21 protein-coding genes are annotated in these 23,616 nt (G+C 41.4%); 6 read left to right on the forward strand and 15 right to left on the reverse strand.

Translation table 11 applies throughout. From position 1 onward, the window contains the following. Positions 1-19: 19 nt before the first annotated feature. Positions 20-1,303, reverse strand: a complete 1,284-nt coding sequence (locus BK049_RS03080; RefSeq protein WP_008359040.1) for a M48 family metallopeptidase — start codon at positions 1,301-1,303, stop codon at positions 20-22. Between the two features lie 177 nt (positions 1,304-1,480). On the opposite strand from BK049_RS03080, the gene BK049_RS03085 reads away from it, so the two are divergent. Then, entirely contained in the window at positions 1,481-1,897 is a 417-nt protein-coding gene (locus BK049_RS03085; RefSeq protein WP_071167820.1) for a YhfM domain-containing protein, read from the forward strand. Between the two features lie 14 nt (positions 1,898-1,911). Here the strand turns inward: BK049_RS03085 and BK049_RS03090 are convergent, their stop codons facing one another. The 3 genes from BK049_RS03090 to BK049_RS03100 form a co-directional block, all read right to left on the reverse strand. Next, complete coding sequence (locus tag BK049_RS03090) at positions 1,912-3,465, reverse strand: fatty acid--CoA ligase family protein (RefSeq protein WP_008359035.1); 1,554 nt, start codon at positions 3,463-3,465, stop codon at positions 1,912-1,914. 169 nt (positions 3,466-3,634) lie between these two features. Then, positions 3,635-4,624, reverse strand: coding sequence for a lipoate--protein ligase (gene lplA / locus BK049_RS03095; RefSeq protein ID WP_071167821.1), 990 nt, complete (start codon positions 4,622-4,624; stop codon positions 3,635-3,637). Between the two features lie 2 nt (positions 4,625-4,626). After that, entirely contained in the window at positions 4,627-5,370 is a 744-nt protein-coding gene (locus BK049_RS03100) for an MBL fold metallo-hydrolase (RefSeq protein ID WP_071169179.1), read from the reverse strand. Positions 5,371-5,526: 156 nt separating this feature from the next. On the opposite strand from BK049_RS03100, the gene yhfH reads away from it, so the two are divergent. Continuing rightward, positions 5,527-5,664, forward strand: a complete 138-nt coding sequence (yhfH, locus tag BK049_RS03105; RefSeq protein ID WP_008359029.1) for a protein YhfH — start codon at positions 5,527-5,529, stop codon at positions 5,662-5,664. Positions 5,665-6,003: 339 nt separating this feature from the next. Further along, positions 6,004-7,293 (forward strand): glutamate/proton symporter GltT, encoded by a 1,290-nt coding sequence (locus tag BK049_RS03110; protein ID WP_008359027.1) that lies wholly within the window; start codon positions 6,004-6,006, stop codon positions 7,291-7,293. 33 nt (positions 7,294-7,326) lie between these two features. Here the strand turns inward: BK049_RS03110 and BK049_RS03115 are convergent, their stop codons facing one another. The 7 genes from BK049_RS03115 to BK049_RS03150 form a co-directional block, all read right to left on the reverse strand. Continuing rightward, positions 7,327-8,376, reverse strand: coding sequence for a M42 family metallopeptidase (locus tag BK049_RS03115; protein WP_071167822.1), 1,050 nt, complete (start codon positions 8,374-8,376; stop codon positions 7,327-7,329). Positions 8,377-8,520: 144 nt separating this feature from the next. Then, positions 8,521-10,830: a YhgE/Pip domain-containing protein gene (locus BK049_RS03125; protein ID WP_071167823.1), complete on the reverse strand. Its 2,310-nt coding sequence runs from the start codon at positions 10,828-10,830 to the stop codon at positions 8,521-8,523. 64 nt (positions 10,831-10,894) lie between these two features. Further along, entirely contained in the window at positions 10,895-11,473 is a 579-nt protein-coding gene (locus BK049_RS03130; RefSeq protein ID WP_008359019.1) for a TetR/AcrR family transcriptional regulator, read from the reverse strand. Positions 11,474-11,647: 174 nt separating this feature from the next. After that, positions 11,648-13,060, reverse strand: a complete 1,413-nt coding sequence (gene hemY, locus BK049_RS03135; RefSeq protein WP_071167824.1) for a protoporphyrinogen oxidase — start codon at positions 13,058-13,060, stop codon at positions 11,648-11,650. A 22-nt stretch (positions 13,061-13,082) separates the two neighbouring features. Next, on the reverse strand, positions 13,083-14,021 hold the full coding sequence (gene hemH / locus BK049_RS03140; protein ID WP_008359015.1) for a ferrochelatase: 939 nt from the start codon (positions 14,019-14,021) through the stop codon (positions 13,083-13,085). A gap of 32 nt (positions 14,022-14,053) precedes the next feature. After that, the gene (gene hemE / locus BK049_RS03145) at positions 14,054-15,112 is read right to left on the reverse strand and encodes a uroporphyrinogen decarboxylase (RefSeq protein ID WP_008359013.1); all 1,059 of its coding nucleotides are present in this window, start codon (positions 15,110-15,112) and stop codon (positions 14,054-14,056) included. Positions 15,113-15,236: 124 nt separating this feature from the next. Continuing rightward, a complete protein-coding gene (locus BK049_RS03150) occupies positions 15,237-17,372 on the reverse strand; it encodes a transglycosylase domain-containing protein (protein ID WP_071167825.1) in 2,136 nt (711 codons plus the stop codon). A 127-nt stretch (positions 17,373-17,499) separates the two neighbouring features. Between BK049_RS03150 and BK049_RS03155 the strand changes: the two genes are divergently transcribed. Next, a complete protein-coding gene (locus tag BK049_RS03155) occupies positions 17,500-17,985 on the forward strand; it encodes an antibiotic biosynthesis monooxygenase family protein (protein WP_071167826.1) in 486 nt (161 codons plus the stop codon). A gap of 149 nt (positions 17,986-18,134) precedes the next feature. Here the strand turns inward: BK049_RS03155 and BK049_RS19660 are convergent, their stop codons facing one another. Beyond that, positions 18,135-18,533 (reverse strand): hypothetical protein, encoded by a 399-nt coding sequence (locus BK049_RS19660; RefSeq protein WP_242059748.1) that lies wholly within the window; start codon positions 18,531-18,533, stop codon positions 18,135-18,137. 121 nt (positions 18,534-18,654) lie between these two features. On the opposite strand from BK049_RS19660, the gene BK049_RS03165 reads away from it, so the two are divergent. Then, positions 18,655-19,842: a M20 family metallopeptidase gene (locus BK049_RS03165; RefSeq protein WP_008361153.1), complete on the forward strand. Its 1,188-nt coding sequence runs from the start codon at positions 18,655-18,657 to the stop codon at positions 19,840-19,842. Positions 19,843-19,868: 26 nt separating this feature from the next. Here BK049_RS03165 and BK049_RS03170 read toward each other — a convergent pair whose 3' ends face one another. The 3 genes from BK049_RS03170 to BK049_RS03180 are packed head-to-tail and all read right to left on the reverse strand — an operon-like array spanning position 19,869 to position 22,580. Continuing rightward, a complete protein-coding gene (locus tag BK049_RS03170; RefSeq protein ID WP_071167827.1) occupies positions 19,869-20,576 on the reverse strand; it encodes an EcsC family protein in 708 nt (235 codons plus the stop codon). 50 nt (positions 20,577-20,626) lie between these two features. After that, positions 20,627-21,847 carry an ABC transporter permease gene (locus tag BK049_RS03175; protein WP_071167828.1) on the reverse strand — a complete coding sequence of 407 codons (1,221 nt, stop codon included), beginning with the start codon at positions 21,845-21,847 and terminating at the stop codon, positions 20,627-20,629. After that, complete coding sequence (locus BK049_RS03180; protein WP_008361146.1) at positions 21,840-22,580, reverse strand: ABC transporter ATP-binding protein; 741 nt, start codon at positions 22,578-22,580, stop codon at positions 21,840-21,842. Before BK049_RS03180 ends, BK049_RS03175 begins: the two co-directional genes overlap by 8 nt. A 487-nt stretch (positions 22,581-23,067) precedes the next feature. Here BK049_RS03180 and BK049_RS03185 point away from each other — a divergent pair, with 487 nt between their 5' ends. Next, complete coding sequence (locus BK049_RS03185; protein WP_008361144.1) at positions 23,068-23,496, forward strand: HIT family protein; 429 nt, start codon at positions 23,068-23,070, stop codon at positions 23,494-23,496. Positions 23,497-23,616: the final 120 nt, after the last annotated feature.

The raw sequence follows: 23,616 nt of genomic DNA on the forward strand, positions 1-23,616 counted from the left end.
TCAGCCGGATGTTATTTGTTTATTGCTTTTTTGACGTTTCCTCTTTTTTTGCTGCCTTTTCCATATCGATGATTCTCTCCATCATCGTTGGATGTCCATAGCGAAATATTTTCACTAAAAGCGGCGGATTGACTTGGGACAGCCCTGATTTTGCAAGCTTTTGAAACGACGTCACCCCCGCCTCCCCATCCTTTGTCAGGTTCACGGCATATTCATCAGCAGCCCGTTCTTGATGCCTCGACACAGCATTTGTAAACGGAGAAGCTGCAAATGACAGCATGGAGACAATGACCAAAAGAAGCGGAAGAGTAGCGACGTCATAGGGCCCCTTCAGACGAAATAGAGCAGCTCCCCTTTGATAAAGGTAAAAATAAAGACGGTCAATGGCAAATAATCCGGCCAGTGACAGCACCAAATATCCTGCTAGGCCGATATAAACATGCTTCATGACGTAATGTCCCATTTCATGTGCCATAATAAATAAAATTTCACGGTCTTTTAGCTTTTGAAGTGTCGTGTCCCATAAGACAATCCGCTTATTTTCACCAATTCCTGTTACATAAGCGTTCATCGTGTTTGTTTTCTCCGACATATTGACTTCATATACATGATCTGCGGGGATATGCGCTTTTTCTGCAAGGGTTAAGATCTTTTTCTCAAGCGCTTGATCCTTTAATGGATAAAAATCGTTATATAGGGGGTCAATGACGACCGGCTGTATAAAAAAAAGAAAAAGTGTGACTGGTACTGTCAAACACCAGGCATACAGCCACCATAACTTCCTTCTCTTTTGAATGAGCCAAAAGAACACGACCGTACATAGAACAAGAAGCGGATATTGAATCCAGAAATCCAGTGTTTGGTCTTTTAACCAGCTTGCTGTGCTTTGAGCAGATACACCGTAGTGCAAGGAAAGCTGATAGCTAATCCACTTGAAAGGCAGTGTAACCAGCATCGTCAAAAGCGACAGTATAAAAACATAAACAAGTTGGCTTAAAAATTGAAAACGAGCTGCTGCCAAGCTCCAATCTGCTAATTTCCGTGAAAACCCAGAAATAAGCAAAAGGAAAAAGACATACCAATCCAATGGGATGGTCATAAAGTATAGCAGATGACGGATGTTCGAGTAACTCTCACTGATCACAAGCTCATGACTTGTCATAAATGTATGCGGGTCTGCACTTGTCCCTTTCACACTGTCAGGAACAGATGAATCCCCCATTAGAAACAAATAAGAATAAATAAAAAGACCGTACACTATGTATGCTACCGTTGCAAGAGCTATCCATTTACGTACTCGCACTGGTCAGCCTCCTTTCCATTTCTCTACTTATTCTAATCATGTACATTTTTGTTTAGAACCTGTCTCATGTGGCTCCATCATAGCATGCCCCATCTGAAAAAGCTCGAGCGAAAAAAATGATTATGCTTCTCAAAAATCGGAGAAACTAACGGTAAAACAGTGAGTTGGAGGTTCATCATGAAGAAAATCCTTGCAGGAATTGTGATCTTTGGACTTTTACTGATCACCTTCTTTTATGTGTTCAGCCGGACAAGTGAAATCTTCGATGAGAATCGAGCAGAGAAATTATTGCTTTCACCGACGAACCAGTCTATTTCTTATGAAATTGATGATAAAGATACAGCTGAAGATGTCATCGAACAATTAAACAAAGGTAAACAAACGAGCAATCATCTTAAGAAGAATTTAAAAAAGCCAGATTATATCGCCAAGGTGATGTTCGGACGAACAAATGGCACTACTTTTCAGCTATGGACCAATCGATCTCAAGTCGTGTTTTTAGTGGATGGCACATATTATGAATTAAATCCAAAACAGTCAAATTCCTTTCGGAAACAAATACACGAAGCGATTCAAAAAGGAGCCTCTTCATAAGAGACTCCCTTTTTTTACTTACTTGCTTCTGCTTGGTACTTGTCTTTTAGCGCTCTTCTTAAAATTTTGCCAGTCGTGTTTTTAGGAATATCATCTATGAAATGGATCGTTTGGGGCTGCTTATACTTCGCCAAATAGCGTGAACAATGAGTGATGATGTCATCATGATTGATGTGAGCATGTTTCTTAGGGGAAATGTAACAGACGACAGCCTCTCCTGTGTTTGGATCTGGCACACCGATGACAACGGCTTCTGCTACAGCTTCATGTTGATATAGCACTTCTTCTACTTCTCTTGGGTAAACATTATACCCGCCAACAAGAATCATATCCTTTTTTCGATCAACAATATAAATATATCCGTCTTCATCTCTTCTCGCCAAATCTCCTGTATACAGCCAGCCGTCCCTCAGTACTGCCTCTGTATCTTCTGGCATTTGATAATAGCCTTTCATAATGTTTGGCCCTTTTGCAATGAGTTCTCCGACTTCATTCGGACCGACTTCCTCTCCAAGTTCATTCACGATCTTATTCTTCACATTCATAATATCTGTCCCGACCGATCCTGGTTTTCTTTTTCCGTCAAGGGGATTGAATGCAGTCACTGGGGAGGCCTCTGATAATCCATAGCCCTCCAGCACCGTGACACCGAATTTTTTCTCAAAACCGTGAAGTAAAGCAACAGGCATCGAGGCACCGCCTGATATACAAATTCTCACTGATTTCATCGCTTCATCGTGGCCGTCTTGGTGATATAAATAGTTATACATGGTTGGGACACCAACAAATAGTGTTGGTTTTTCTTTCTCCATCATGCGTAAAAGCTCTGATGGGCTGAAATGCGGCAGAACATAAATAGCCGCACCATGAATCAACGGTGCATTCATACAGACTGTTAAACAAAATACATGGAACATCGGCAGAGCAGCAATGACCTTGTCCTTTTCATCAATCGATAGGTACTCAGCAATATCCCTTGCATTTGAATACAGGTTCAAATGCGTGAGCATCGCACCCTTTGGTTTTCCTGTAGTGCCAGATGTAAATAAAATAACCGCCGTATCGTCAGATTGTCTGGTAGGATGTTCAGCTTCTGGCGCATCTCCAGACACAAGCTTTCCAAAGAAGACAAGGCGATCAGATACTTCTTTTAAACTTGATCTGCACACAAATTCATTTTCTGCACAAATAATCACTCGTTCAATGGACGGAAGCTGTTCATACACCTGCTCGTACACCGGCAGAAGCTGATCCGGTGCGACAATGCCTTTTACATCACCTGTGATCAGCATATATCCGATTTCACTTGGCGTATATGTTGGATTGACGGGTACAACAACAAGCCCTGCCTTTAATGCTCCAAAAAATGAAATAACAAAATGTGGTGAATTTCCTAAAATCAGCGCAATATGATCTCCAGCTTGAAACCCTTCGCTAACTAAACCATCTGCAAAACGCTCGATACTTGTCATGAGTTCTCGATAGGTCCACTTGTTTCCTTCAAAAATCAGTGCCACATTTTCGCCCTTGGTCATCGCAGTCTGCTCAAGATTTTTGATCAAATCCATTCTCCCACCCCTTATGCATCGTCAATGAATGAATAGCCATTCATTTTGAGGCCAAACATTCCTCCTTTCTATTATAATAGACAATCGAAAACATTCACAAGATCAAATGTAAAACGCTCTCATTTCTTTTCGTTAAAAAAGCACAGCTATCTCAAGCCGTGCTTTCCGCTTAGTAAATCAAATCAAGAAAGTCTTCCTTCGATACGTTGCCGAAATAATGGCGCATATCCATATCTTCTAATACATCACTAATTGTTTTCCGATCATATTGTTTTCCGATCAGTCTTTGTTCTATATCGGCTATATCGCCCACACCAAAGAAGTCACCAAAGATTTTGCAGTCCTGAATGATGCCTTTTTTCACCTCTAATCGAAGATCAATAGAGCCAGCTGGGAAACGTTTTGAATGCTGCAAATTAAACTTCGGAGAACGGCCATAGTTCCATTCCCATTTTTGATATCGATCCCGAGAAATCTCATGAATCTTTTCCCAATCCTTTTCTGTCAACTTATATTGAGGCACGTCCCCATTCGTATCAAAAATGTAGCTTAAAAGAATGTTTCTAAATTCTTCTGTTGTCATCTTTTGATCCATCAAATCACTAATATTGGCGACTCTGCTCCTAATGGACTTAATCCCTTTAGATTCAATCTTTTCTTTTTTCACATTTAATGCAGAAACGACATGCTCAATTTCTGAATCAAATAGCAGGGTGCCATGACTGAAAATACGGCCCCGCGTTGCGAATTGAGCATTTCCAGAAATTTTACGTCCTTCTGCCATGATGTCATTTCTGCCGCTTAATTCAGCTTTGACTCCTAGCTTTTCAAGCGCTTTGATGACTGGCTCCGTGAATTTCTTAAAGTTATGAAAGCTGTCCCCATCGTCTTTTGTGATAAAGCTGAAGTTTAAGTTTCCTTTGTCATGGTAAACTGCACCACCGCCAGATAGACGGCGAACAACTTTGATTCCATTCTCTTCTACATATTTTGTATTAATTTCTTCTATTGTATTTTGGTTCTTGCCAATAATAATGGACGGCTGGTTGATGTAAAACAGCAAATACGTTTCTTCTGGATCTAAATATTTTAAGCAATACTCTTCAATTGCTAAATTAATCATTGGATCATAATGTTGTTCGTTATCGATAAACAGCATCTCTATCTTCCTTCCTTGTTCCATCTAAGCCCTGAATAGGCAAGCTGTATACTGCCAGTATATAACGCATGTGCTTCATTGACTAGGTCTTTATGCCGCCCGAAATGAGGCAGGTGAGTGATGATGAGTTCCCCCACATTTGCTTCACTGGCCACCTTCCCTACTTCAGTGCTGTTCATATGGCCTGCACCTGATCCGTCTTGTCCTGCATAAAAGTTGCTTTCGGCAATGAGTAGATCGGCATCCTGACTAAAAGGGATAAATGCATCTTGATAGCTTGAGTCCGCTGTATACACCACCACAGCACCATCTGCTTGAATTCTCATCGCATAGCATTCTGCCGGATGAACCGTTTTCAAAAAATCAATGTGAAATGGGCCAATTTGAATCCCCTTTTCCGGATGATAAGGTTTTGCCTTTGTATGTACATCATCCGAGAGCCGCTGAAATGCTTCTTGGTCACCAGTATGTCCATAGATCGGAAGCAGGCCGCTGCTTTTTCCTAAATGATACCCCACTAATTTCGCATATTGGAGAGGTCCGATATCTGCAATATGATCGTGATGATAATGAGAAAGGAGAACAGCATCAAGTTCTTCTATATCAATGTATTGCTGAAGCTTTGACAGAACACCGCTCCCGCAGTCGACAAGCAGACGAAAACCATCTGATTCCAACAGATAACCTGATGTTGCTTCACCAGCTGCCGGAAACCCTCCATAGCAACCAATCACCGTTAATTTCATCGTCATTTTTCCCTCCTTTTCTAAAAATCCCCTTCTTACAATATACCCATTTTTCATGGAAAAAGCATTCTTCTTGCCTATTGTTACAAAACAGATTGACAATTATAAATCTGTTATAATACAATGATAGCAACAAAATGTATTGGAGGATGACAAATGCTAGGGAAAATCACTGAGTTTTTTAGAAATTTGCCTTCAAAAAAATGCACAAAATGTGGAAATGATTTAATGGAACAGCACGAGTGTTACGGTAATGAATGTGAGGAATGCTCACAAGTAAGTTATCTTAAATAAGGAAATAACTTCAATAAAAAAGCACTTTTTTCCTCCGTCGTCAGTTGGAGGCAAAAGTGCTTTTTATTTTTTCTGAAAAATAGGTAAAAAGGTAAAACCCCTGATATACAAGGGGTTTTTAGTATTTTTATATGATGACTTTTAGTTCGTAAGTCACTTTTTATTGACTCAAAACAACAAAGGAGGTTCGAAGTGTCCATTTTTTCAAATAATTTTGTATTTTCCAAATATAATTTAATCGTGGACGAACCTCTTTAATTTTAGTTATACTTTAATTCGTATATTAAAACTTAATATAATGGTAATATTCCTTTAATGAATATGTTAGGGAGGAAATCTATGAAAAAATTAAAATTTGGATTAGCTACTCAAATCCTAATCGGTCTGATTCTCGGTGTCGTGGTTGGTGCGATCTTTTTCGGTAACCCGGGTGTTGAGACGTATTTAAAACCAATTGGAGACTTCTTCTTACGACTCATTAAGATGATTGTCATTCCGATTGTCGTATCTAGCTTGATTTTAGGTGTTGCAGGTGCCGGTGATGGTAAAAAAGTAGGGAAACTTGGTTTTAGAACCATTCTTTATTTTGAAATTATCACAACATTTGCGATCATCCTTGGTCTTGTGCTTGCTAACTTCGTTCAACCGGGTGCAGGCGTTGACTTTGGACATACGGAAAAACAAGATATTAGCCAGTATGTTGAAACGGAAAAAGAACAAAGCAGTAAATCAGTTGCTGATACGTTCCTTCATATCGTTCCGACGAACTTCTTCCAATCCTTAGGGGAAGGTGATTTGCTTGCGATTATTTTCTTCACTGTGTTATTTGCACTAGGCGTTTCAGCTATTGGTGAACGCGGCAAACCAGTGCTCGCCTTCTTTGAAGGTGTATCACATGCGATGTTCCATGTCGTCAATGTTGTGATGAAAGCTGCACCATTTGGTGTATTTGCGCTTATTGGTGTGACAGTATCAAAATTTGGTCTTGAATCGCTTATTTCATTAGGTAAGCTCGTAGGTCTTGTTTATTTTGCGCTCGCACTTTTCCTTATTGTTGTATTCGGAATTATTGGAAAGATGATTGGCGTCAATATTTTCAGATTTCTTGCTTACATGAAAGACGAAGTCCTTCTCGCCTTTAGTACATCCAGCTCTGAAACAGTTTTACCGAGAGTGATGGATAAAATGGAGCGCATCGGGTGTCCAAAAGGAATTGTCTCTTTCGTTATTCCAATTGGTTATACGTTTAACCTGGACGGTTCCGTCTTGTATCAAGCCATCGCTGCGCTTTTCCTTGCACAGGTATATGGCATTGATCTCACCATCGTCCAGCAGCTCACTCTTGTTCTTGTGCTGATGGTCACATCTAAAGGAATGGCTGCCGTTCCTGGTACTTCATTTGTTGTATTACTTGCAACACTGGGAACGATCGGTGTACCTGCTGAAGGCTTAGCATTTATTGCAGGTGTTGACCGTATCATGGATATGGCCAGAACTGTTGTTAACTTAACAGGTAATGCACTTGCAGCTGTCGTGATGTCTAAGTGGGAAGGGCAATATGACCCTGAAAAAGGACATCGTGTGATGACTGGACAAGATGTTCCTCAGCCAACACAACTATCAAGCTAATGAAAAAGAACCCCTGCTATCGGGGTTCTTTTTTTATGCTGTGATTAATTTCGATTGAACATAGTGGTACAGGAGATTGGCTGTATGAATCAGTGAATCTTCATGTGTTCTTTCAAACGCATGTGAAGCGTCAATGCCAGGTCCAATCAGTCCATGAATGATATCATGCCCTGCTCTAATCGCCGCTGACGCATCAGAGCCATAATAAGGGTAAATATCAAGTCGGTAATCAATTTCATTGGCTTCAGCTAATGCTGCTAAATGCTTGCGCAAACCATAATGATAGGGGCCGCTTGAATCCTTCACACAAATTGATACACTGTATTCATCGGTTGATTGACCATCACCGATGGCTCCCATATCAACAGCCATATATTCTACCGTTTCTTCAGGAATATTCGAATTTCCACCGTAGCCGATTTCTTCATTATTTGAAATTAAGAAGTGCGTCGTATGCGGCAGTGTGATGTTTTCTGTTTGAATGCGGTGAATTAATCGCAGCAATAATGCCACACTTGCCTTATCATCCAGATGTCTTGATTTAATAAAGCCTGAAGGTGTCACTTCCACTCTAGGATCAAACGAGATAAAGTCTCCTACTTGAATGCCAAGTGCTTTGACTTCGTCTGCATTTTTCACCTTTTCATCTAGGCGAATCTCCATATTTTCTTGATTTCGTTTCGCTTTTCCAGCATCTTCGTATACGTGAACTGACGTTTGATGCATGAGAATGGTTCCTGTGTATGTACGGCCTGATGCTGTTTCAATTTCACAATACTCGCCTTCTATTGAGTTATATTGAAAGCCTCCAATGAGTGCAAGACGCAGCCGGCCATTTGATTTAATTTCCTTTACCATCGCACCAAGCGTATCGACATGTGCTGTCAGCATGCGATGCTCCTGGTCATCCGTCCCTTTAATTGTGGCAATTAATCCACCTTTTCGATTTCGCTTTGTTTCGATCTTTAAATCTTGTAAAAAACGTTCAACAAAGCCGATCACCTTTTCTGTATTTCCTGATGGACTTGGGATCGATACGAGCTTTTGAATGAGTTGAATCGTTTCATTTACTTCAGTTGTCATTCGGCATTTCCTCCTTTGTCTGCAAGTCATTCCTTCCAAGCATGCCTTTTTCAGCATCTCTACTTAAAATATATCGTTTCGGGTTCCTGATGTCTAATTTCTCATAGAAAAATCCTTTCTCGATGAAGAGAAAGGATTCCTTGATTAAGCTTCTTCTTGTTTCATTTTTCTGATGTTCCAAGCAAAGTATGCTGTTGTTGCGGCCATCATGACGATGGCAACTGTTCCAAGGATCGCTGCTTGGTGCCATAAATAGCTGTCATTACCGCTTGCAATGATCGTTCTAAATCCATTGATTGTATATGTCATTGGAAGCAAACTATGAATGACTTGGAAGAATTTTGGTACAAGCTCAATCGGGAATGTACCCGCACTTGCTGCAAGCTGAAGAACCAAGATAATAACAGCGATGAAGCGACCTGGGTTCCCCATTGTTGTCGCCAGAAGCTGAATGATCGCTAGGAACGTCAGACTCACAATAATGGCAAAGAGATAGAAGCGCCAGAGGCTTTCCACCTCAAGTCCAAGTCCAAAGATGAGCATGGAGCTTGCAATCACGGCCTGTAAGATACCAACGAGCAGGAGCACACTATATTTGCTGACAAACCATTCAAACGCATTTCTAGGGCGTCCAGCAGGGTCTTTCATTGGGAATACAACGGTCAGCATGAGAGCCCCTACAAAGAGTCCCATAGATAAAATATAAGGCGTGAGCCCTGTTCCATAATTATCAATCTTTTTCGCTGTATCATTCTCTGTTTTAACGGGGCTGGCAATCATATTGTAATTGTCCTGACCCGCATCAATTTCTCCTGTTTCATCTGCTGCACTTTTTAATTTATCGGACAGCTTCCCTGTCCCGCTCTTTAAGTCACCCAATCCTTTATCAAGGGATTTTGAGCCCTCAGCAAGCTTAGATGAGTTGCTTTGGATACTCTCCGATCCACTTTCCAGCTTATTTAAAGCTGCGCTAAGCTGGCTTGATCCATTTGCAAGCTTATCTGCACCGCTTTTCGCTGTATCAAGCTTGCCATTTGCAGTTTGCAGACCTTCTTGTAATTGCCCTTGACCGGTTTGAAGCTTCAGTGCCCCTTGATACAATTGATTCGTACCAGACGTCATTTGATCAATGGCGTTTTGTATCGCAACTGTCGATGTGTACAGCTGTTCTGTTTTGTTTGGTAGCTGCTTGACTTGCTGCAGCTGTGCTTTTGCCGAAGCAACCGCAGATTGAATTTCGCTTGCGTCAGGCAGTTCCTGCAAGGCCGCTAAGCTTTGTTCAAGTCCAGACAGGTCAGGTAGTTCGATCTTAGGAAGGCTTTCGAGCTGATCCATTGCTGCCTTTTTCTCTTCATCTGTCATCGAGCTGTTTTGAATAATGCTTTTTACTTTTGCATCTCGATTTGATAACGCTTCGTTTAAAGAAGCAAGTTTGGTATTCAATGTTTTTGCGTCTTTTTTCACCTGGTCTATCTTAGGCGCCATCTTTTCAAGATTCGCTAATTCTGGTGAAGATAATACTTTTTCGACGGCTGCAATTTTTTCTGAAAATGACTGTGCTTTATGATTGAGCTGTTCAATGCCTGCTGTGAATTGCGGCATTTTAGAAGCAAGCTGCTGATGTCCTTCAAGGCTTGTGTTTAACCCTTCGGTCAATGTATCAATTCCTGTACCAAGTTCTCCAAATTTCTGATCGATCGTTTGATAGCCTGTTAAGAGCTGACCAAGACCGCTGTCAAGAGATTGAATTCCAGTGTTCAGCTCACCCATTTTTCCTGCGAACTGATGAACACCTTCACTATAGGTTAACGTTCCTTCTGCCAATTTCGCCAAATTGTCTTTTAACTTTTTACTGCCATCTTTTGCACTTTTTGTTCCGTCATCAATTTTCTTCGCCCCATCGCTTGCTTGATCTAACCCTTTTGCAATCGTTTTGAAGTTATCAAAGATGACCTCTGCATAATTTTCTGTGACTTCCTTTGAAACCGAATCTTTTAATTTGATAATGGCATTATTCGCAATTTGTGACGCAGCATAGTTTGCACCTGGATTCGTATAATATTTCAGATTCGATTTTTTTGGATGTTTGTCTAGCACTGTACTCGCGTTTTTCGAGAAATCTTTCGGAATTTCAACGACGAGGTAATAGTCCTCGTTATTTAAGCCCTTGATGGCCTTTTCTTCACTATCGACAAAGTGCCATTTAAAACTATTGTTCTTCTTCAATTCCTTCACTAAATCATCGCCCACTTGAAGGGTTTTGCCGTCATAATGACTGCCTTCATCCAAGTTGACAACCGCTACAGGTAATTGATCAACTGTACCATATGGATCCCAGTAAGCTTTTAAAAATACACCACTATAAATCAGTGGAATAAATAAGACAGCTAAAATCGGGATCAGTAGTTTTTTGCTCGTCACAATGTCTTTCCATTGATTCCGAATTAAATTCATTGCTGTTTTCCTCCCATTGATGAATGACTAAATTGGCAATTTGGTCATTTGAACTCAAAAAAAATTACGTTGTTGCAGACAGTCCTTTGAGTACATAAAGCTCGAGCGATTCGGCTACCTCTTCTTTTGTTAAAGGCTCGTATCGCTTTTCCCAATCAAAAATAAGTGCAATATATAGTTTCACCATCACAAATGCCGTCAATTCAGGATCACAGGGCTTAATGTCGCCTTTTTCAATCGCTTCTTTTACTTTTGTTTTAATATAGCGAATGATCATCTGCTCCATTTTTTCTATCATTTCTTTGACCGCTGACGTGCCAAGCTCCGCATTTTCCTGAAAGATTTTAATTGTGAGCTGATGGTTTTTTCTAAATTCTAATATTGCAAAGAGTGCTAAGTGAAGGTTTTCAGAGAACGTATTCTTCTCATCTATCGCTTCGTCCGCAATTTTCCTCATCTCCATCAACAGTGATGTGAAAATTTCATCAAACAGCTCTTCTTTGTTTTTGAAAAAGGTATAAATCGTTCCTTTTCCGACGTTGGCAAGCTTTGCTACAAGGTCCATTGTCGTGGCTTTATACCCAAATTGAGTAAACGCCTTTGTGGCTCCATCTAAAATCATTTGTCTCCTATCAACACTCATGATCTCACTCCCAAAATGACTATTTGAACGTTTTGGTCATTAAGTACAGAAAGTAATATACCACATCCCTTTCCTCAGATGCAACAACTTTGTTACATTTTATTATTCACCACTCTTTTCGAAACATACGAACATGAAAAACTCCCTTTCCATGACAGAAAAGGGAGTTCATTTTTATGAAAATAGATAAGATACAGCTTCTGAGATGGCCGCTTTTCCTTGATCAATACAATCAGGGATTCCAACACCTTCGAAAGCAGCACCTGTGATATAAATACCAGGATATGATTGCTTAAACGTTTCTCGCATTTGAGAAATCTTTTTTTGATGCCCCACATGATATTGCGGCATGCTCGTCTTCCAGCGAGTCACTGTCGTCAGCTCTGGATCTGCTTTAATATCCATGATTTTCTTCAAATCTTCCAGCACGATGCTGACAATTTGATGATCTGACTGCTCGACAATTGATTCATCGCCAGCTTTCCCAACATATGCACGCAGCAATGTTTTTCCTTTAGGTGCTGTGTGTGGCCATTTCTTATTTGTCCACGTACAGGCTGTAATGGAGAAATCACTATTTCTTGAGATGACAAAACCGGTACCATCATATTCATTGTGGACATCCTCTTCTTTAAAACCGAGAGCCACTGTTGCAACAGAGGTAGATGTCATCTCATGCAGGTACTCAAGTCCTGCTTCTTTTGGAAACATTGAATAGATTGATTGATGAGGGGTTGTGACAATGGCTGAATCTGCATAAAGCGTTTGGCCGCTGTCTAATTGAACGCCATAGCCTCCATCTGTTTTTTCAATCTTGGTCACTTTTGTCCCTTTGTAAATCGTCGTCAGCTTGAGTTTACTTTCTACCGCTTCAACAAGTGCTTGCAGCCCTTGATTGATGGTCTGGAACTGCCCTTGCTTTTTCGCTGTCACTTGCTGCGCTTTCGCGTGCTGCTGTGATTTTTTCATGCCAAGAATCAAACTGCGATGCTTTTGTTCTGTTTGATAGAACTGCGGGAAGGTGGACATTAAGCTCAGACGGTCAATATCACCTGCGTAAATGCCTGATAAAAGCGGCTCAATTAGATTCTCCACCACTTCATCACCCACGCGTCTTCTAAAAAATTCTCCCAGTGACTGATCCTCTGTTTGTTTGCTTTTTGGCAAAATGAAATCCATCGCTGCTCTTGCTTTTCCTGCAACTGAAAAAAGCCCAGTTGTAATGAAAGGGCTGATTTGAGTTGGAATCCCCATAACAGCTCCCTTTGGCATTGGATGAAGGGTTTCATTGACTAGTACATACGCTTGGCCTGTTTCATTATTGACGAGCTGATCGGCTAGACCGACATCCTTTGCCAGCTGCGGTCCACTGACCTTTCTTTCTAAAAATGAATCAGGTCCACGTTCAATGATATAGCCATCTTTATATAAGGTTTGTATTTTTCCACCTAGCCTAGGACTCGCTTCGATAAGTGATATTTGGATAGGAAGACCTTTTTCTTCGACTTCCTTTTCCAAATAGAAGGCGGCAGCCAAACCAGTGATGCCGCCGCCAATGATGACAAGGTGTTTTTGATTGTCATGCATAGGATCGCCTTCTTTTATATGATTACTTGCTTTCGTTAAGCTTCTTTAATACGACTGCTGCTAGTGCATCAATAAATGCCGGTTTCGCATTTGGCATTTCGGGACGATAGTAGGCTGCGCCAATTTCATCTGTTACAACTTTACATTCATAATCGTTGTCGTATAACACTTCAAGATGATCAGCGACAAATCCAACAGGCACGTATACGAACGTTTTATAGCCTTTTTGTTCAAACAGGTCACGCGTTAAATCTTGCACATCTGGTCCAAGCCATGGATCAGGCGTATTGCCTTCACTTTGCCAGCCAATTTCATAATGCTCAATCCCTGCACCTTCAGCAATCATTTTGGCAGATTGCGCGAGCTGATCAGGGTATGGGTCTCCTGCTGCAATGATTTTTTCAGGAAGGCTGTGTGCAGACACAATCAGCACGGCTGATTCTCGTTCTTCTTGACTCATGGATGCATACGTATCTTTCACTTGTTTGACCCAATAATCTACAAACTTCGGCTCATCATACCAGCTTTCAACAGAAGTGATTTTCAGATTACCCAGCTTATCTGCCTCATCTTGGGCACGTTTGTTATACGATTTCACACTAAATGTGGAAAAGTGCGGCGCGAGGACAATACTTACAGCTTCTGTGATGCCATCCTTGTGCATGTCAGCAACCGCATCCTCAATGAAAGGCTCGATATGTTTTAAACCAATGTACACATGAAATTCAATCTCGTCCTGGATATGATTCAAATGTTCACACAAACCGTTTGCTTGCTGCTCTGTAATTTTTGATAAAGGAGAAATACCACCGATGGCCTTATAACGATCCTTTAAATCTTGCAGCATCTCTGGCTCCGGCTTTCTGCCTCTGCGAATATGTGTATAGTAACGTTCAATGTCTTCTTCTTTATATGGGGTGCCATATGCCATAACAAGAAGCCCCATTTTCTTTTTCTCCACAACCAACACTCCTTCTGATCATTTGAAATAGTTTAAATGGATGTTTTTTTATGTTTAGCTGAGTAGTCGTGAATAAAATCTGTCAGCTTCTTTAACGTTTCTGGTGAAACATCAGGAAATACCCCATGACCTAGGTTAAAGATGAAGTGATCTGATTTCATCCCTTGATCTAAAATGTCTTTTGCTCTTTCTTCAATTACTTCCCAAGGAGAAAGTAAAATCGTTGGATCAAGGTTTCCTTGTAATGTTTTGGTTAACCCTTCTTTACGCGCTTCGTCTACACTCATACGCCAATCAAGTCCAACGACATCAAGCGGCAGGTCATGCCAATCTTTCGCTAGATGACTTGCACCAACTCCGTACATGATCATTGGTACATTTTCAGACTTCAGCTCTGTGAAAATACGCTGCATGACCGGCTTTATAAATGTCCGGTAATCCGCTGCATTTAAAGCGCCAACCCAAGAGTCGAAGATTTGAAATGCACGAACTCCCGCTTTCACCTGTGCCCGTATGTACGTGATCGTCATATCAGCTAATTTGTTCATTAGCAGCATCCATGTCTCTGGCTCACTGTACATGAGCGCCTTCGTTTTATGATAATTTTTAGATGGACCGCCTTCTATCATGTAGCTTGCCATCGTAAAAGGGGCGCCTGCAAAACCAATAAGCGGCACATTCAGCTGCTCCTTCGTTAACAGCTTGATCGTATCAAGCACATATGGCAGGTCTTCTTCAGGATGAAGCTCGCCAAGACGGTCAATATCCGCCTTTGTCCGAATAGGTGAATCAATCACAGGTCCAATCCCATTTTTAATTTCAACGTCCACTCCAATCGCTGGAAGCGGGGTCATAATATCTTTATATAAAATAGCGGCATCTACACCATATTGTTCTACAGGAAGTCTTGTTACATAAGCACATAGCTCTGGCTGATGCGTAATTTCAAATAGCCCGTATTTTTCTTTGAGGGCACGATATTCAGGCTGTGAGCGTCCTGCCTGTCTCATATACCAAACAGGTACATGGTCTGTTTTTTCCCCTTTGCACGCCTTTAAGAACGTGTCGTTAAAACCCTTCGTTTTTCCCATTACCTTTCATTCCACCTTTCGCCTCACACTCTCTTTGTATAAGGCTCAAACACTGCTTTTACTATACCGCTTTTTCAAGGCACGGTATACTAAAGCGGCTCAATGTTCAAAAAATCGCCGAATATTAACGACCAAAAGTCTCTGGCTTGACGTAAGAACTGCCTTCGCCTTCTTCTTTTGTTTGAGTATTGTATGGAACAACCTTATACTCTGCATCTGAAAACACATTCGCAAACGGCATTGTATAGCTGTTTGTTCCTGTTACTGAGTCGATCAGTGTCTCGCTTCCATTTCTCTTTTCATAAATGCGATACTCGACGCGTTTGTCCTCCTGTTCATCCCATGACAGCTCCAATGTAAACAGCCCTTTGATTTTAAACACATAACGTGCTTCAAAGCCTGACAATCCTTCTAAATGGATCGGCGATTGAAGTTCTTTAATCCCCTCTGGTTTCTCGAAGGTTTCATTGGTGATTTGGGCTGTCGTCAAGATATCTTTAAATAACTGCACTGGATACTGACTGCCGCCGGTTAAATAATGGCTGTTATCGGTTTTGTCATACCCCATCCAGATCGCACCCGTTGTACTAGGTGTATAGCCAGCAAACCAAGCATCTTTTGTTGCACCTTTCACACCCGAATAAGTGGTTGTACCTGTTTTACCTGCTAAATCCCCGGCATATGAACCGCTCTGAGCTGTACCGCCTTTGACGACCTGCTGCAGCATTCTTGTCATATTCCAAGCGTTTTGCACACTAAACACTCGTTCTTGCTTGTTTCGATTTTTTTCAACGGTTTCTCCTTCATCATTGGTGATTTTCTGAATGAAGAAAGGCTTTTTATAGACGCCTTCATTTGCGAATGTATGAAAGGCTCCAGCAATCTGCAATGGAGAAACCCCTTTTTCTAAACCGCCAAGTGCTATGGCAAGTCCTTTATCCGAAATATCAATCCCCATCTTTTCAAGATAAGATTTAGAGGTGTCAATGCCAAGCTGACTTAACGTCCATACAGCAGCTGTATTTTTACTTTTCATGAGGGCATCTACCATCGTAACTTGTCCTTCATACTGTCCATCGTAATTCTTTGGTGAATAGCCGTCATAGCTTTTTTCTTTGTCTTCAAGGAGTGAATAAGGTCTGAATTTTTTCTCCTGCAACGCTGGACCATACACTGCTATCGGCTTAAAAACAGATCCAGGCTGTCTCAGAGCCGTTACCCTGTTGTACCCTCTTGCCTGATATTCCCGTCCGCCAATGGCTGCTTTTACTCCCCCAGACACATTATCAATAAACACTGCACTGCTTTCTGGCGAGCCGCTTTTTCCCGGGAAATAACGGTTGTTTTTCATTGCTTCATAGGCGACTTTTTGCAAATTCATATCGATCGGTACCGTAATGGTATAGCCGCCTTGAAGCAATTGCTCATGTGAAATCGAATACTGTGATTCTGCTTCTTTTATGATGAGATCGACATAGCTGTCCACCCAAGGTGTTTCTGATTTCTTTTTCAAGTGGATGCCCAATGTTCTTCCTTTTGCTTCTACTGTCTCTGTAGATGACAAATATCCTTGTTCATTCATTAAATTCAGGATGGTATCTCGTCTTTGTTTATTTTTATCTGGGTGTAAAACAGGCGAATACGTTGACGGTGCCTTTGGCATTGCGGCAAGCGTAGCCCCCTCACTGACAGTTAAATCTTTTACATCTTTACTGAAATAGTAATTGGCGGCTGCTTGAATGCCATAGACGCCGTGGCCGAAGTAAAGCTGATTCAAATACATCTCAAGCAGCTTATCCTTTGAGTAATCTCTTTCTAAATTAATAGCAATAATGACTTCTTTTGTTTTTCGAAGAAACGTTTTATCGTTTGTGAGAAAAATATTTTTGGCAAGCTGCTGGGTGATCGTACTGCCGCCCTCTACCTTTCCACCTGCTAATATATCTCGATAAATCGCCCTTGAAATAGATTGTGCATCAATTCCATGATGCTCATAAAAGCGCTTGTCCTCTACAGCAACAAAAGCCTTCGCCACTTTATCAGGGACCTCCTTTAATGACACAGGGTCCCGATTTTCCGAATACATGCTTGTGAGTTCTTTTCCATTCTGATCAATGATTTTTGAGGAAGCGTGAAAAACGAGCTTCTTCTCATCTATAACATAATGTCCTAAAAACAAAATGGTCAGATAGCCAATAAATGAAAGCACGAGCGTACTTCCTGCTATGACTAATGGAATGATTATCTTCTTTTTCTTCAAATTAGGTCACCTCATTCCTTTATACGGATAGTATGGGATGTATTGCTTCATAATATGTTTTATGGATTGACTACCAAAGAATTATATATCATTCTTTTGTTATACTATCAAGCAGGAGGCGGTTTAGATGAATTTCTATATTACATATGGAACAGCAGACTTTTTGCAAAAAATCGCAAAAAAGCACCATCTGGAAAATCTGCTTTATATGGTCGGGAAAGAACAAGCGGCTCTTTTTCATGAAACGGAGGGTGAGACGGTCTTTAAAGCGCCCCATGCCTATGATGTGATTTATTCGAAAGGCGAGCTTGTCCAATCTGGTTTCGTCACTTTAAATCATATCCCTGTAAAGCTCGAGAGCAGGGCACTTTTTGAATCCACCTTTCAGAAAAAAACTAACATTTCAGAACATCAGCGCGGCTTTCAGGCACTTCGTGTGTTAAGACCAAAAAAGGATGAAGAGGTTTACTTGATTTTGACCCTTTGGGAATCAGAAGACTTATTTCAAGACTTTCAAGAGTCAGAAGCCTTTTTTCAGCCACACGAGGATACAGGTTCCATCTTCTCCCGCCCTGCCTATCTCACATCCTATCATGCCGTCACAGACCATTAAGGAAGTGCTTTTCGCACTTCTTTTCATGAAAAAACTCGGATTGTTGACAAAGGGCTAAAATGAACTTGATTTTAGCCCTTTGTCTTCTTTTCAGCGTGACATGAAAACCTTTGCAGTCTAGGAAGGACGAGTACCGGCGCGGAGCGAATTTAACATTCGTGAGCACCGGCACGCAGGACTGACAAAGAATGCGAGGGCTTGTCTACACGCTGAAAGCCCTTCTGCTGGGCTTTCAATGCCTTTCCTTTAGCTCGTACCGATGAATGATCGGCTGAAGCACATAAAAATTCAGCAAAATCCATCCTAATAAGATCGGCCACTTCAGCATAGGTGAAGCACCTTTCATCTGAATAAGCAGCACCAACAGTGGAATCAAGCAGATCATGAAAAAACTCATCTTCGAAACGAACGTTTCTTTGATTTGGTGCCGGCAGCTTGGACAGAGCATGATTCTCGCAAGTGATAATTGAAATTTTTCGACGAAAGAAAATGCTTTTGAACAATTTGGACAGCTTCCCAATCCCTCTCCCCCTTTTTTCCAGCTTCATATCACTCTTCGACTTTTATGTAAAATGACCTTGTCAGTCGTTCACGAAATCCTCTTTTGTTGAAAGATTCTAACAATTGCCATACAATCAGTAAAAGAGCATAAGGGAGGTTTTCGGATCAATGACAGTATCCACTTTACACAAAAAGATCAATGAGCGTCTTGATGAACATTATGAGGAAATGGTTGAAATTAGACGCCATCTCCATATGAATCCAGAACTTTCTTTTCAGGAAGAAGAAACTGCCGCTTTCATCGCAAACTACTATGACACATTACATATACCGACACGTACTCAGGTAGGCGGTCATGGCGTTTTGGCCTTTATTGATGGAGCTTTACCAGGGCCGACCATTGCCCTTAGAGCTGATTTTGATGCACTTCCTATTCACGATGAAAAGGATGTGCCTTACCGGTCGACAAAGCCTGGGGTCATGCACGCATGCGGTCACGATGGGCATACTGCGACGCTTCTTGTATTAGCGAAAATTTTGCATGAGCACCGTGATCAGTTAAAAGGAAAAATCGTTCTCATCCATCAGCACGCTGAAGAATATGCCCCCGGCGGTGCTAAGCCGATGATTGAGGACGGCTGTTTAGACGGAGTTGATGTCATTTTCGGCACACACCTTTGGTCTTCAGAGCCTTGTGGCACTGTTCTTTATAAAAGCGGGAACTTTATGGCTGCCGCCGACCGTTTCTCTATTCAAGTCCAAGGGAAAGGCGGACACGGCGCACAGCCTCACCTCACAAAAGATGCCGTCCTCATCGGTTCACAAATTGTCGCTAATCTTCAGCAAGTCGTTGCCCGTAAAGTTAATCCGATTGATTCCGCAGTGGTATCTGTTGGGGGATTTGTCGCTGAGAATGCCTTTAACGTGATTGCAGACTCAGCTGTCTTAACCGGTACTGCACGGTCTTTTGAAGAAAGTGCACGCCACATCATTGAACGTGAAATTGAACAGGTGGTGAAAGGGGTTTGCCACATGCACGATGCATCTTACACATATGAATATGTGAGAGGCTATCCTGCTGTCAAAAATCACCCTGCGCCAACTGAATATATTGCTGAAATAGCCAAACAGACAGAAGGAGTCACAGAAGTAAAAGAAGCAGAGACCCAAATGGGCGGAGAAGATTTTGCTTACTACCTTCAACATGTCCCTGGCACCTTCTTCTTCACAGGGGCCATGCCAGAAAACAGCCAGGATGTGTATCCACATCATCATCCGAAATTTGATGTCAACGAAAAAGCCATGCCTGTCGCAGCAAAGGTACTTGCTCATGCCGTCCTTTCCTACGACGAATAAAAAAAAGCCGCTGATCAGCGGCTTTTTCACTTCTTTTCTTCCAATATTCGCAAGTGAAACACATGACGTGCGACATCTCCAAGCTGTCCTGTCAGCTGATGATTTGCTACCCCGCCAACTGCGGCACCGACCACTGGCATTAATTGAAACAGCTTGACCAGATCAATATAATCTCGATATTCCTGCTGAAAGCTGTACCAATCCATTTCCTCTCGGCTTGTTTCCCAATCCTCAATGATTTTCATCATTTTATGACGATGTTCACTGCCTGAGAACGCGAGTTGAAAAATACAGAGCAAAAAGAGTCTTTCCTCTTTTTGAGACAAATCAAAGCCGTAAATACATGCGAGCTCATAAAGACATTTCATCTTAATGCTCAGCAGCAGCGGAAAATCCGCCATTCCGAGGAACAACCCACCCGCACCTGTTCCAATGCCTTCAATCGCAGCTGCCTTTTGATAATATTTCACTCGATCCTTTGCCAGCTCATTTCTCTCTACGATAGACAATTGGTCATCGATCACTGAAAATGAAGTAAAGTGTGTTCCTGATACAGTGGATTCCACCATTGTTTTGACCGCACTTGTGATGACTTGGTGAAATCGAGCAGGGATTCGCCGGTTCACTTGCTGCTGAACTCCTTTTGAAATCCGCTCGATCTTTGAAGGTTTTCTTAAAAAACGCGTTCGAAAAAGAATAGCCTCTTCATACAAATCTCGTTCAGCTGCATTCATCCGGTCCCCTCCTCGATGTCATCCGCTCGCTGTAAAGAACATTTCTCCGCTTATCTCATCTTTTTTAATCGGCTTTGAACGTAAGGCTTGAACAGCACCAGCACAAATGCCAATGAAATGAGAAGAGCAAGTCCGCTTCCCTTCCATCCTCCTGCTGGCAAAACGGCGCAGCTAAGCACAATCGACTGGATGATGAGCACATTGCGGACGAGTACAAAAAAGCTCCGTTCCTTTTCCGTCTGAGCGACTGGATAAAGTGCCTGTAACGAAAGATGTGCAAAGTGCTTCGTTAATGGGACAAGCTGTACACCTGTAATAAATACTGTGAACAAAACGAGTAATGCCCCCACCCAATCAGCTGCACCGGTATACAGGATAATGAGCACAAACACGACCGTTAACCTAAACACAAGGCCAAAATAGTCATTTGAACGTAAAAACGCCCTCACATACATGTATGAAAAAGCTTTGCGCTGCTCATAGGGAACAAACTGCAAAATCCAGTCCAAGTATGCCCTTCTTTTCACTTGTTTCTTTAAATGAGGGACATCTGTAAATAAGTTCGCCAAACGATAAAAGCGCTGCTTCCGTTTTAATTCATCAGAAATATGCAATTCCCATTGAAAAGGCTGTTTTTTTACTGCATTTGTTAAATAAATCAGATAAACGGCATATAAAATGTAAAAAACAATTGCAATCGCATAGGCTGCCTGTAAAACGGTATACATGATAATCGTGTTCAATAGAAAACGAATCGCCGCATCAAGCCATCTGACATGTTTTCCTGGGAAATAAGTCATTCTCCACTGAATCGCTGTATTCAGACCCTTGATCAATATCATTTGCGCCAAAATCAGCACATACAGCATGAGGTCTCCTGTTGAGACAGCCGAATAAAGCGGAAGAGCAATAATCGATACGGCAATTAAAGGAAACAGCTGAGAAAGGAAGCTGAAGTTAAAAGCATGTTTTAAATAAGGCTCCATCTTCCCTTCCAAAGGAAGCAAAAACACGAGGTCAGCCTCTTTGATCAACGTTCGCACGTAGGAGCTTGTCAGCACCAATGAGAAAACAACTGCCATGACCCAGTATGACGGGAAGTGAGCTGGAATATGTTTCAGCCAATTGCTATACCAGCTTGCGCCGCCGGCAAGGAAAAAGATCAGCACAATAACAAGGTGATCATTGAACATGTATTTTAAGTATTTTCTTGTTTCCTGTACGTGTTCCTCTAATCGTGATTTCCAAATGGTTTGCGTTGTTTTACTCATAGCTTTCTTCCTTTGTTAATTCCAAATAAAGATCATCAAGTGTCGCATCTCTCATGTTGAACTGCTCTCTCAGCTCAGTCAGTGTTCCTTTCGCTCTTATTTCCCCTTCATGCAAAATAATAAAGGAATCACAGTAGCGTTCAGCCGTTGCCAAAATATGCGTTGACATCAGGACACTAGCACCGTTTTTCTTCGCAGCATTCATTCGTTCCAATAGGGCATTTATCGCAAGCGGATCAAGCCCTAAAAACGGTTCATCAATGATATACAGCTCTGGTTCTACCAGGAACGCACACATGATCATGACCTTCTGCTTCATTCCTTTAGAAAAATGAGCAGGGAACCATTTCAGCCGTTTCTCCATTCGAAATTCTTTCAGCAATGATGGCAAACGTTCTTCTAATTGTTCTTTTGAAAGGCCGTAAGCCATCGCCGTCAGCTCTAAATGCTCTTTTAATGTTAATTCTTCATATAGAACAGGTGTCTCTGGAATAAACGTAAATTGCGAACGATACGCCTCTTGATCTTCTTGAAGGGTTCGTCCGTTTAATTCAATAACACCTTTATGCGGTTTCATTAATCCAATAATATGACGAATGGTTGTACTTTTTCCCGCCCCGTTTAGACCAATGAGGCCAACGATTTGGTTTCTTTCTAATTCAAATGAAATATTTTTCAGAACGGGATTCTTCGTATATCCACCCGTTACATCTTTTACAGTTAAAAGGGACATCACTTCGTTCCTTTCTTTCTTTTTTCCTTTATAGTACCAAAAACGAAAGATAATTTGAAATGTTTACCTATAGACTGGCCATGAATAAAACACAGGCGCCTTGGTCATCATAATGTATGTAGAAGAAATGAACTTGATGACCAATACGTAAATGAGGTGTTTGTTAAAGGCAAAGAACCGCATGACAAGTTGGTTTTTCATCTAAAACCTTAGCTTCTGTTTTGCTTCACTGATTCTTGATTTTTGTGTCCTATACAATGTTGTATACGACAAACCAAAACGTCAAATGAGGTGTTTACGGCAGAAATAGCAGGCATATGAATTCTTTATTTCAGTAAATAGAGAATTCAAAAAGGCATATCAAATGAAAACATCGGCATTTCTTCTGCAGGAACAGGATGAGCGACCAAAGGAGTTCGCTTGTCCTGTTTTCTTTTTTGTTTCTTTTTGTGATACGATAAAGAAAAAGAATGAGGAGTGACATGGCGTGAGCGACTGCATTTTTTGCAAGATTATTGATGGAGACATTCCATGTGCAAAAGTATATGAAGACGAGCATGTATTGGCTTTTCTTGATATTAGCCAAGTGACAAAAGGACATACCCTTGTAATCCCGAAAATACATAAAGAAAACATTTATGACATGACACCAGACGTGTCGAATCACTACTTCCAAGCGATTCCAAAGATTGCAAGGGCCATTAAACAGGAATTTGAACCAATTGGTTTAAATCTCCTCAACAACAACGGCGAAAAAGCCGGACAATCTGTATTCCATTACCATATGCACATCATTCCGCGCTACGGCAAAGGAGATGGCTTTGGCGCAGTATGGAAATCACATCAAGATCAATACACATCAGAGGATTTAAAAGACATTTCTTCTGCCATCCATACGCGGCTCACCTCATCTTAATTGATGAGGTTTTTCTTCTGTCTGCCTCTTTTTTAGAGCTTACATCTCCTGAATAGTAAGATATTTAGGACGATTCAATTTTTTTGTCCAAATCCCTCAAATTTGTGATAGGATGGTTTT

The sequence above is a fragment of the Bacillus xiamenensis genome (genome assembly GCF_001857925.1).
Lineage (GTDB): Bacteria > Bacillota > Bacilli > Bacillales > Bacillaceae > Bacillus > Bacillus xiamenensis.